At 32.1% G+C, this 12,002-nt stretch carries 11 protein-coding genes; all 11 read right to left on the minus strand.

Annotation, left to right across the window (positions count from 1 at the left end; translation table 11 throughout):
• The coding region (gene pheT, locus ACWIUX_RS00005) for a phenylalanine--tRNA ligase subunit beta (protein ID WP_448588665.1) at positions 1–2,173 on the minus strand (2,173 nt) is incomplete at its 3' end.
• 59 nt (positions 2,174–2,232) lie between these two features.
• Complete coding sequence (pheS, locus tag ACWIUX_RS00010) at positions 2,233–3,255, minus strand: phenylalanine--tRNA ligase subunit alpha (RefSeq protein WP_448588666.1); 1,023 nt, start codon at positions 3,253–3,255, stop codon at positions 2,233–2,235.
• A gap of 54 nt (positions 3,256–3,309) precedes the next feature.
• The gene (locus tag ACWIUX_RS00015) at positions 3,310–3,786 is read right to left on the minus strand and encodes an NTF2-like N-terminal transpeptidase domain-containing protein (RefSeq protein ID WP_448588667.1); all 477 of its coding nucleotides are present in this window, start codon (positions 3,784–3,786) and stop codon (positions 3,310–3,312) included.
• 24 nt (positions 3,787–3,810) lie between these two features.
• A complete protein-coding gene (amrA, locus tag ACWIUX_RS00020) occupies positions 3,811–4,317 on the minus strand; it encodes an AmmeMemoRadiSam system protein A (protein ID WP_448588668.1) in 507 nt (168 codons plus the stop codon).
• A 1-nt stretch (position 4,318) separates the two neighbouring features.
• Positions 4,319–6,298, minus strand: a complete 1,980-nt coding sequence (locus tag ACWIUX_RS00025) for an ATP-dependent DNA helicase (protein ID WP_448588669.1) — start codon at positions 6,296–6,298, stop codon at positions 4,319–4,321.
• Between the two features lie 2 nt (positions 6,299–6,300).
• Positions 6,301–7,188: a DMT family transporter gene (locus tag ACWIUX_RS00030; RefSeq protein WP_448588670.1), complete on the minus strand. Its 888-nt coding sequence runs from the start codon at positions 7,186–7,188 to the stop codon at positions 6,301–6,303.
• Positions 7,185–8,423, minus strand: a complete 1,239-nt coding sequence (locus ACWIUX_RS00035; RefSeq protein WP_448588671.1) for an FtsW/RodA/SpoVE family cell cycle protein — start codon at positions 8,421–8,423, stop codon at positions 7,185–7,187. The genes ACWIUX_RS00030 and ACWIUX_RS00035 overlap by 4 nt, the downstream gene beginning before the upstream one ends.
• Before the next feature lie 2 nt (positions 8,424–8,425).
• On the minus strand, positions 8,426–8,680 hold the full coding sequence (gene minE, locus ACWIUX_RS00040; RefSeq protein WP_448588672.1) for a cell division topological specificity factor MinE: 255 nt from the start codon (positions 8,678–8,680) through the stop codon (positions 8,426–8,428).
• 3 nt (positions 8,681–8,683) lie between these two features.
• On the minus strand, positions 8,684–9,493 hold the full coding sequence (gene minD, locus ACWIUX_RS00045; RefSeq protein WP_448588673.1) for a septum site-determining protein MinD: 810 nt from the start codon (positions 9,491–9,493) through the stop codon (positions 8,684–8,686).
• 4 nt (positions 9,494–9,497) lie between these two features.
• Entirely contained in the window at positions 9,498–10,172 is a 675-nt protein-coding gene (locus tag ACWIUX_RS00050) for a septum site-determining protein MinC (protein ID WP_448588674.1), read from the minus strand.
• Entirely contained in the window at positions 10,172–11,875 is a 1,704-nt protein-coding gene (mrdA, locus tag ACWIUX_RS00055; RefSeq protein WP_448588675.1) for a penicillin-binding protein 2, read from the minus strand. Before mrdA ends, ACWIUX_RS00050 begins: the two co-directional genes overlap by 1 nt.
• Between the last annotated feature and the right edge of the window lie 127 nt (positions 11,876–12,002).

Here is a 12,002-nt window from a genome sequence, read left to right on the forward strand (position 1 = left end):
GCATTGAAATATCTCTGGTAGCTGCTGGAAAAATTGAAAATACATGTTTATTATCTTTAAATTCAAGTACTTCAAAAAATTTATCGATAAAAAGTTGAGCATATAAAAACGTTTGATTTATCTCCCAATTATGTAAAATTCTTGGATTAACTTCACCCAATTCTAATATTTTTTTATCGCCTATTACAAAAGCACATGATATAGATGGATGAAATATACAACCTACTTCAGAAGAAATCTCCCAATTTGAAACCCCAAAAAACCTCAAAAAGTTCTCAAAAATCCCTTTAAATGGATAAAAAGACCAATTTTTATCTTCAACAGACAATCTCCACGGATCTAAATGTCTTTTTCCAGTAGCAACAGCGCCTAAAACGTCTTCTTCTAAAAAAGAGTCTCCTGACTTTTTAAACACCTTTCCCAATTCAAAAAACGAAATATCGTAAATTTGTCTGTTAAAGTGTCTCTTTATGAGCATTGTTAGTGGTTCTAGTATTGATGTTCTTAATACGCTGTGTTCTTCTGAAAGTGGCGATAAAACTTTTATTATCTCACTTTCGTTAAAAAGCGGTTTGTCTAAATTTCCTTTACCTTCTACAAAAACTTTATTCGTTTTAAATACATCTTCCATTGAGATTAGGCTATCGCTAATAGCTTCAGTAAAACCGTTATTTGAAAAATAATTTTTAATTTTATTAATCATTTCTACTTTTTTAGGCAAAAAACCAGGCATAGGCTCACTTGGTAGAGTAGACGGAATTTTTTCAAAACCTTGGAATCTAGCAACCTCTTCAATGAGATCAACTGCTTCTTTAACATCCAATCTAAAAGTAGGTCTTTTTACTTTAAAAGCATCTTCCCTAAGTTCAACTTTGAAACCAAGATTTTGTAGAGATTCTTGAATATCAGTTTTAGAAAAACTAGTCCCCAATATTGAATTTACCCTTTCTGGCACTAAAAATATTTCCTTTGTACTTTCAGGAATCTTCCCGTCAATTTCGATTTTTTTATGTAATATACCACCCGAAACGGACGCTATCATTTTAGAAGCAAAAATTAATATATCTGACACATCCTTCCAATATAAACCTTTCTCAAATCTTATAGAAGCCTCAGACCTTATCCCCAACCTTCTTGATGTTCTTCTAATATTTACATGATTAAATATTGCTGCCTCAAGAAAAACATTGGTTGTTGTGGTTGAAATCTCTGAATTAGAAGCACCCATTATTCCTGCAAGTGCTATAGAACCTGAATTATCTGCAATAACGATATCATTTTCGTTTAGAACAGCTTCAGTTCCATCCAGCAATATCAGTTTCTCTTTATCAAATGCACGCCTTACAATAATCCCTTTATTTATCTTATCCATATCAAAAGCATGTAGTGGATGCCCAAAAAGATACATTACATAATTTGTACAATCAACAATATTGTTGATAGGCCTTATACCAACTCTCTTCAACCTTTCCGCAATAAATGTTTTAGATGGTTTTATCTTTACATCCTCAATCCACTGGCCTAAATATACTGGACAACCTTCTAGATAATCAATCTTGACTGTTATAGGAGATAAATCGTTAGATTCTATACACTCAAAGTCTTTTATATTAACTTTCAATTTCAACTTTGCGCCTATTTCTCTAGCAACACCAACAACGCTCATTAAATCTGGTCTGTTTGCAGGGACTGACAGCTCAAATAAGTAGTCCCTTTCCCCCAATACAGAAGCTAGATCTGCTCCTACTTTAAATTGTTCATCGTTTAATATCATAATTCCAGAATGATCTCTACCAAATCCTAATTCGTTAGCTGAACAAAACATACCTTCTGACAAAATGCCTCTCAACTTGGTTCGCTTTATAGTAGTACCAGTTGATAATTTAGATCCGTGAAGCGCAACAGGAACAATATCTCCAACACTTAAATTGGTCGCTGCTGTAACAATTCTTTTTATGCTGTCTCCTAAATCAACATCCACAACAAAAAGCCTATCTGCATCTGGGTGTTTTTCGTGATTTATAATTCTGCCCACTACAACCTTGCTAAAATCAGGTTTTATCTCATTAACTTCTTCAACTTCTATACCCACACTTTGCAATATATTTGAAACAACTTGAACTTCAAGAGATTCTTCAAGAATTTCACTCAACCAAGACAAAGATACTTTCAAAGCTGCAAGTCCTCCTCATTATATAATAATAAAATAAATATTCTAAACAGTTATGAGATTTAATTCCCAATAAAAGAATGTATAAATCTTATATCATTATCATAAAACAACCTAATATCATTTATAGAATACTTAAGCATTGCTAACCTCTCTGGGCCCATCCCAAAAGCAAATCCTTGCCACTCTTCAGGATTATAACCAACATTTCTTAAAACATTAGGATGAACCATTCCAGCACCTAGCACCTCCAACCATCCAGTATGGCTACAAATTGTGCACCCCTTACCTTCACAAAATATACATTTTATATCAACTTCTGCGCTTGGCTCAGTAAAAGGGAAATAACTAGGCCTAAACTGAATTTCGCAATCTTCGCCAAAAAAGGACTTAGCAAAATATTCTAACGTTCCCTTTAAGTTGGCAAATGAAATTCTTTTCCCAATAGCTAAACCTTCTACCTGATGGAATACAGGAGAATGCCTAGAATCCTTTGCATCTCTTCTATAAGTTTTACCAGGTGCAATTATTCTGATTGGCGGCTTTAGTGATTGCATTGCTCTAATTTGAACTGGAGATGTATGAGTTCTTAACAAAAAATCGTTAGAGAGGTAAAATGAATCCTGCATCTCTCTAGCAGGATGATCCTTTGGTATATTTAACGCCTCAAAATTGTAATAATCACTCTCTATTTCTGGCCCGTCAAATATTGAATATCCAATACCTACAAATATGCTAATTATCTTATCAATTACCTTCGTTAAAGGATGTAGAGTACCTATATTTCTACAATCCCCAGGAAGCGAGGTATCAATTCTTAACTTTGATAGATTATTGTATATTTCACGTTCCTTAATTTGGGCTAACTTACTTTCTTTTACTTCATTTATAAAATCCTTTATACTATTGAGTTCCATACCAATCTTCTTTTTTTCATCAAGGTTCATATCTTTCATCTTGGAAAATAATTCATTAATTAAACCTTTTCTACCAAGATATTTTGCGTAAATTTCCTGAACTTCTTGTACAGAAGAAGCCTTTTCTATTTCTTCTTTCGCTTCATTCTTTAAAGATTCAAAAGACAAGACAATACCTCCCTCAAAGTAAAAGAAAATTAAATATTATTTTTTTATGATCGTTTAATCTGGCAACATTGAACTTGGAGAACCTGGGAAATAAATTGGAATAGAAGAAAGCCTCCACTCGTTATCCTCTACATACATTGAAATGGTTTTAACAATGTCAAATTTCTGATTATTCTCTGTAAAGGTAACCTTCACGTTAATTTCTGCGTACCCTCTTGCAGTTTTATAAACTTCTTTCGATAACTTAAAGGATTCAAGCCTTAAACCTCCTGCTTCAGCTTTTTTAAACTCGTTTACAAAGGTATCCTTAGATATTATCTTCTTATCACCTTTCAACAGATATTGATACATCTTGTCATAATCACCTTTCATCCAATCAGTGAAGTAATCCTTCAAAGCATCAGCTGCCGTCCCGTGTGTAAAAATTACAGTCCCTTCCAGACTAGGATTTGACTCAGGTCCTGCAAATGAAATACCTTCAAGAATTAAAACTGTTGTTACAATAGCTAAAAATAAAACTAAATTTTTCATAATTTTCCTCCCATTCTCAGTTACTTAAGAAAACCTTTCAACAGTAAAAGTAAAATACTCACAAGGTAGGTTGTTGAAAATGCCTGCTTTCATCTTAGCAATTCTAACTTGGTCGCTTACGCTATCTACACCTTCCAAATCAGGAAGAAGCAAGCCTTGCTTTGAACCCTGTTTAACTATAATTCCGTTCACCTTTGGATCCAACTCATTTAAATCCTTTACTGGAAATATTTCGGATAAGACATCTACTTTATATTCTAATAGATCTAGTTCATGAACACCAACTGGTTCAAACCTTGGATCTCTCGTTGCAGCACTAATCGCATTTTCTATTATCTCATAATATAAGGAATCATATATGGGAAAGATTGTGCCAATGCAACCCCTAAGCTCTTTGTTTTTATAAATTGTGCAAAAACAAGCTTTCCTTTTTTTAAAAATGGGCAAATCTTTATATTCATTATCGACTTTTTTGTGTTCCCTTATCCAAAGCTCAACAGCTTCTTTAGCAAGTTGGACATAAGGATGCATATTATTCACCTTCCCAAATAAATTTTCTAACTAAATCTGGCTCCCAACTATATAGAATATCACAAGGGCTGAAAAGTTCCAAAAAACCCCATTTTAAAATTCTAAAATCTAAAATAATAAAAACGCCTAAATCGTTTTTACTCCTAATAAGCCTTCCAAAACCTTGTCTTAATGCTAACTTTGCATTAGGCAAATAACTTTTACTAAAAGCATCTCTTCCTTCATTTTTCTCTCTCATAACCATAACAGGATCTGTAGGATTTGGAAAAGGAATTCTATCAATTATCAAGATGGACAGAGAAGGGCCAGGCACGTCAATACCTTCCCAAAAACTATTAAGCCCAAAAAGAACAGACGAGCTATCATTAGAAAACTCTTCAATGAGTTGGATATTTGATTTTTCACCCTGAAAAAGATATTTAAACTTTCTAGTTTTTGATGTTATTAACCTTTTTGTTTCATTTAAGTTTTTCTGTGATGTAAAGAGAACAAGGGCATGTCCCCCAAAATCATCAAGAATGCATTCAACCGCTTGGGCTACTTGAATTGAAAAAAACAAGGATTTTGGATCTATTTCAAAATTTTTAGGAATAATTATCTTTGCCTGTTTTTTGTAATCGAAAACACTTTTAAAAACCTTCTTATTACCAGCTTTACAACCAAGCTCATTTTCAAAATAAGAAAAGTTCTTCTTATCTGGAGTAAGAGTAGCAGAATATAAAACAACAGACTTTGGAGGCTGAATATCTAAAAAATTTTCAAATATGCCCTTCACATATACAGGTTTAATAGAAAGATATCCCTTTTCATTAGAAAAGGAATATGAAAAACTTGGATAACCATTAAGATTTAAAAAATCAGAAAGAGTTAGAGCATAAAATTCAATCTTCTTCTTATAATACTTTAACTTTGTATCAGCAAGACCCTTGGTGCCAATTTTTTGAAAAAATCTTTCCCACTCATCAATTTCCCTCAAAACATTTTTTGAACTTTCTAATATCTCGTTACCAATTTTCTCTAAAAAAGTAAGAGGCTCATGAAAGGTTACTTCTTTTAAGTCTTTGTTTACCTTTGGATCAAGACAAAATTCCTGTATCAAATCAAAAAATTTTTCATAAAGTATTTTTAGATCATTTATATAATTCTCTAAAGATTTCAAATCATTTAAAATTGGCGACAAAATTTCAGGTTCCCTATTTACAATCTTTAAGGTAATACCACGCGGCAAAAAATAGTTTAGAAAGCTCTTCGAAATTTGTCTTGTACATGCGTTCGACAATATTTCAGGCAAACGATGTGCTTCATCCATTAAAATATGATCGTAGTTAAATGGGAAAGAACCATTAATCAAATTAAAAAAGAACGTATGATAGTTAGAAACCAAAATATCCAAATCGTTTAAAGAGTTAACAAGTCTAAAATAGTGACAAGCCCCACTAATTAAATAAGGACACTTTCTACCAGGACAATCTTCATAGTCCACACATATTATATCCTTTATTTCATTGTTCAAAAAATCATCAAATTCACTTAAATCACCATCTTGCGAAATTCTTGCCCAATTTCTTATTGAATTTAATTCGTCTTGGTATATAAGACCATAGTTTTTAATAGCCTCATCAAAACGAAGCCAACAAAAATAATTTGATCTACCTTTAATCAGACCATATTTAAAATCTAAATCAAAAATTTTGTACAAATTGGGCAAATCTTTTTTTATCAACTGATCTTGTAAAACAATTTTTGCTGTAAGATAAAGTATTTTTGAATTGTTTAAGCTTATATCTACTATAGATGGTATCAAACCAGAATATGTCTTACCAATACCTGTTGGGGCTTCAATTAGAGTTATTTCATTGTTTTCCATAGTTTTGTAAATCAACTTTGACATTTCTATCTGATCTGCTCTTCTCTCAAAGGCAGTTCTTTTTTCTAATAGTTCATACAGAGAATCAATACTTAATATTTTATTCTTTTCCATAACTAATTAATTACTTTATTTTTTTTACTTGAAAAGAGAGGATTTAATAAAATTCCAAGAATTCCTAAAAGTATAAATAAAGCTCCAAAAAACTTGTAGCCAATTGATTCTTTAAAGAAGACTATAGCAGCAATACTACCAACTAATGGTTCTATAAAGGTAAAGACAGCCGCCTTTGAAATCTCTACCCGACTTAGACCGTAATAAAACAAAAAATATGCTAATATACCAGGAAAAAATATCAAATAAAAAATTTCTAACATGTTAGAAAAGGTATATCTTCTAAAAAATATATTATGACTTACAAGAGGTAAGTATATCATTGTTGCAGTAGAAAACCTATAAAGTGTAAGTTTAAAAGGTAATATGCGATTCGAAAAGAACTTTCCGAATATACTATTAATTGCATATGAAACTCCAGAAACAAGGCCAAATATCATAGTTATTCCAGGAATTATACTCTTACTATTATAACTAGTTATAAAGAGAAGTATCATACCGCAAAAACCAAGAAAAACACAAAATATTAACCATTTATTTAATTTTTCCTTAAAAATATACTTTGCGAATATAACAATAAAAAATGGAGCTGTATACAAAAGTAAAACAGAAATGAATATCCCGTTCAACTTTACTGAAGTGAAAAAAGAAAACCACTCAATAATAGTAAACAATGCAAACAAAAGAAGCGGATAAATCAGTTTTTTTGAATATAGATATCTTAAATCTTTAAGAAGCGGTATAAAACCAATCAAGAACACGCCAAACAACCTAAAAAAAACAACATCACTTGCATTAAAACCAGATCTATACAAGAGTTCAGCGACAGGTCCTAAAAGTCCCCATAAAACACAACTAAGAGAAATAAAAATATATCCAGTAGGAATCATTTAAATGACCAATTTTTATTGTGATAATATATGCTGCTTATTAAACCTAAGGCAATAAAATTCGTCATTAAAAATGTTCCACCATATGAAACAAAGGGCAAAGGTATACCAGTAACTGGCATTATACCCAATACCATACCCACATTGACAAATGTATGAAATGAAAGCAAAAAAGCCCATAATATACAAAAATAGCCCAAATAGCCCTTTATTTCAAATCCAATTTTAAGAATTCTTAAGACAATCAGAAATTCTAATAATAACGTCAAAAATCCACCTACTAGTCCCCATTCCTCAACAATTGCACTGAAAATAAAATCAGTATGTTGTTCCGGAATAAAATGTAGTTGAGTATGAGCTCCATTTAAAAAACCCTTCCCAAATAACCCCCCTGAAACTACTGCTGCTTGAGATTGTATAATGTGATATCCCGCACCAGTAGGATCCTGAAATGGATTTACAAATGACAACAACCTTTCTTTTTGATATGTATGCAATGAATTCCAACCTATAGGTCCAGAAATACCAGATAATACTGTTAAAAATAAAATTAAAATAAGAGTTAATTTATTTTTTCTAAGGCGCATAAAAATATAAAACATAAGCGGGACAAGTACAACTAAAAGTAATTTCAAAAAGTAAACGAAGAAAGATATTAATATAGCAAAGAAAACAAGATATATTATTGAATCAAAACCATAAAACAAAAATCCTACAAACCACAAAAATAAAATCGATAAAGCAGTGCCTAAATCAGGTTGCAGCGATACGATTATAAAGGGAATTATAGAATAGATAGCCGAACTAAAAATTATAATATAAGCTTTATTTTGCGAGGAAAAAATCTTTGAAAGATGTATTGCAATCAAAAGTTTTAAAAACTCTGAAGGTTGAAAAGAAAAAGGGCCTAGCGAAAGCCATCTCCTTGAACCAAGTGCTACTTGACCAAAAACAACTGTAAATAACAAAATAAAAATTCCTATAAAATATATCTTCTTTGAATTTTCAAAAATACGTCTCTCTCCAATGTAGGAAAAAAATAACATTAAAAAAACCGAAATTAAATACCATACAAATTGTTTAATAACAAATATATATTTATTTCCCCCAGTTAAAAAATTATTAGAATAAGTAACACTATAAATATTTACAATACCCCATATAATCAAAGCAGTAACCATCAAGAAAAGTTTAAAATCGATTATTGCTATTATACCTTTTAGTCTTTGAAACAACTTTATCTTTTTCTTTTAAGTGGAATATTTACAATAAGATGACTCACATTGGACTCTGATGACTCTACAAATACGCTTGCTGCTTCTTTATCTATTTCCATATACTTATCTATTACTTGTATAATTTCATCTCTAATTTTTTCTTGCAAAGCAGGATTTATTGAAAGTCTATCAAATGTTAAAACAAATTGTAACCTTTCTTTTGCTATCGACGAATTCTTATCACCTTTTTTAAATAAAAAATCTAAAATCCCCACTTTTTACTCACCCAACCTAGCTCTAAAAAAGCTTTTAATTTTATTAAATAGCCCTTTATCCTCTTCAAAAGAGGGGAATTCTACCTTTTCACCGTTCAATCTCCTTGAAATCCTTTGAAAAGCTTTTCCTGCGGCAGTCGAATCTGAAGTTACCACCAGTTCACCTTTATTGGCAAAAGTTATAATCTCCGGATCTTCAGGAACTATGCCAAGCAATTCAATTCCTAATATGTGTAAAACATCCTCAACATCAAGCATATTCCCTGATTTCACCATCGAATACCTATATCTATTTAAAATAAGATAGTGGTCCTTAATTCCCTTTGCCTCTAACAAGCCTATTACTCTATCCGCATCCCTAACCGCAGTAACTTCAGGAGTAGTTACTACAATAGCCTCATCAGCAAAACTTGAAGCTGCCATAAATCCCTGCTCAATACCTGCCGGAGAATCCAAAATTACATAATCAAATTCCTTCTTTAAACCCTTAATTATTTCTCCAAACCTATCAATAAGTTCAGCAAGATCTGATTTATCGTGGATCTGAGAAGCAGCAAGTAGATACAAAGTACTTAACCTTTTGTCTCTAACAATAGCTTGCTGGATTTTACATCTTCCTTCCATTACATCCATCACATCATAAACAATTCTCTTCTCAAGACCCATAATAATATCCAAATTTCTTAATCCAATATCCACATCAGCAAGGAGCACTGATTTGCCTAAACTTGCTAGACCACCACCCAAATTAGCCGAAGTAGTAGTCTTACCAACTCCACCTTTACCAGAAGTTACAACTATACACTTCCCCAAAATATCACTCCCCTATCAAAAATTTTCTCCCTATCCAGGGTTCTACGTTAATTTTATTATCCTTAAAGTACGCAAACATATTACTATTTCTTATAATACTTTCATCATTATTCGATAAAGTACCCAATACACCTGCAATACTAAGCTGCATTGGATCAAAATCTAATGCAAAAACAATAGAAGAGCTATCCAAAATTCCAGCTTGTACTGTTCCCTTCAAACTACCCAAAACTATTACAGAACCACCAGCCGAAATCTTTGAACCAGGATTTACATCTCCAAAAATTATAACATTTCCCTCATAATCTATCTTTTGTCCAGATCTTAAACTTTTAAAAATATATTTTGTATTCATTCTATCAAAACATATTTTGTATTCATAAACTTTAAAATCGTTGTCTTCAACTTCATTTTGATCATCTTTGTCTTCATAAACCTTAAATGTATCTATCTCTTGAAAACGAGCTAGCTTAAGTTTTAACTGTTCAATGAAAGATGGGTCCAAATCACATAAAGGCTGTATTTCAAAAATTATTTTGGTACCCTTAAAAAAGGTTTTATTATTTTCAAAAAAGGATTTTACATACGTCGTTATATCTGTTAAAGAGGGCTTTTCATCTATTATAAGTCTAAGAGCTCCTCTGCTACCTATTAGGCGAAATTTTTTATTCTTTTCCATTATCTTTCCCTCAAACTAGGATTTGAAAAATAATAATCAAGATAAGATTTGGCAACTGGTCCGGCAAACGATGCCCCTTCGCCAATATGTTCGAAAAACACACAAACTACAATTTCAGGAGAATCAGATGGAGCTGCTGCCACTATCCATGAATGGGGTTTTTTTCTCGGAGGATCTTCAGCAGTACCAGTTTTTGCAATTGCAGTATACTTATCGCTATTCAAAATTTGAGCAGTACCTTCCAAAACTGCTTTCCTTAGGCCTTCTTTTACTATCTCAAAAGTTTTATCGCTAAATTTTAAACCCTCATAAGATGAATCTGAACCACTAATTAATTTACATCCTGAAAAACTTCCTTTGTTAACGAAAATACTCATCATCCTAGCTACATCCAAGGGAGTAGTACGAACAAATCCTTGACCAATAGACATATTTACCGTATCTCCATCATACCAAACATCATTAAATTCTTTTTCTTTCCATTCTTTTGTAGGCAAAAAACCTATTTCTTCGCCTGGAAGTTTCAGCCCACTAGGCAAATCAATACCAAATTTATTCGCATAATATCTTATTTTTTCAGGTCCTAATCTTAAACCAAGAGTATAGAAAACTACATCACATGATTGTGCAATTGCCTTTTCAATATGAAGGTGACCATGCCCTCCAGGAAGCCAACAATAAAAGGTATGATCTCCAACTTTTAAATATCCAGGACAATAAAACAACTCTTCTGGAGTGGTCACTCCTTCTTCTAAAGCTGCAACACTAACAGCTATTTTAAAAGTAGAACCTGGAGGAAAAGCCGAAAGAGCCCTATTAATAAAGGGATGATCCCTTTTTAGAAGTTCATTCCATTCTTTTTGTGACATGCCATAAACCATCTCATTGGGATCAAAATCTGGAGAACTAGCAAGGGTTAATATCTCTCCGCTTCTTGGGTCAAGTGCCACAACAGCCCCAGGTTTCTCATCCAAAAGCTTTTGAGCAAATTCTTGAAGATCAGAATCGATATTAATTTTTACATTTTCACCAGGTATAGGCTTTGTTCCCTCAAATCTCTTTTGTATATTTCCATAGGCATCAACAATTGTTATATCTGCACCATCTTCCCCTCTTAGTTCCTTATCCTTTATTAACTCTACACCTGTTTTACCAACAATCTGATTTGGATGTAAATATGAAAATTTTTTAAGGTCTTCCTCTGATGCCTCACCCACATAACCTACAACATGACAGCCTACATTTTTTAAAGGATAATTCCTCATAGGAATTTCTATAAGTCTAAAACCTTTTTGCCTAAAGGTAAGCTCTGACAAACTTAGATATTGTTTTATATCCAATTTTTCATGAAGTATGTATGGATATGGGTTTCCAATACTTTGCTTAGCAGCATTATAAATCTTTATGGAATCCTTATTAAGGATGGGGGCAATGCTATCTGCAAGTTCTATTGCATTTTTTTCATCCTTTGCCATAAACATCACCGCATGTGCTGAACTATCATATGCCATAGGCAGTCCCTTTCTATCAAAAATTTTTCCTCTTGGTGCTGGAAGTGGAAAAATTCTTGTAGTGCTATCTATAGTTACCTGTTTAAACTCACTACCACTAAACATGGCTAAAGATATAAGTCTATAATTGAGAACTGCGTAAAGAAGACCTAAACAACCAATTGATAAAAATTCTCTTCTTTTAATTTTCACCTTTACTCACCAGCATAACTTTAAAAAATTTTTGAAAAACAAAGAAAAAAAACAAATTTAATGAACTGTTAACAATAACAATTGATAAAAAAACATAAATATTAAATACATTAACAACACTAGAGAT

It is taken from the genome of Thermodesulfobium sp. (assembly GCF_053498235.1).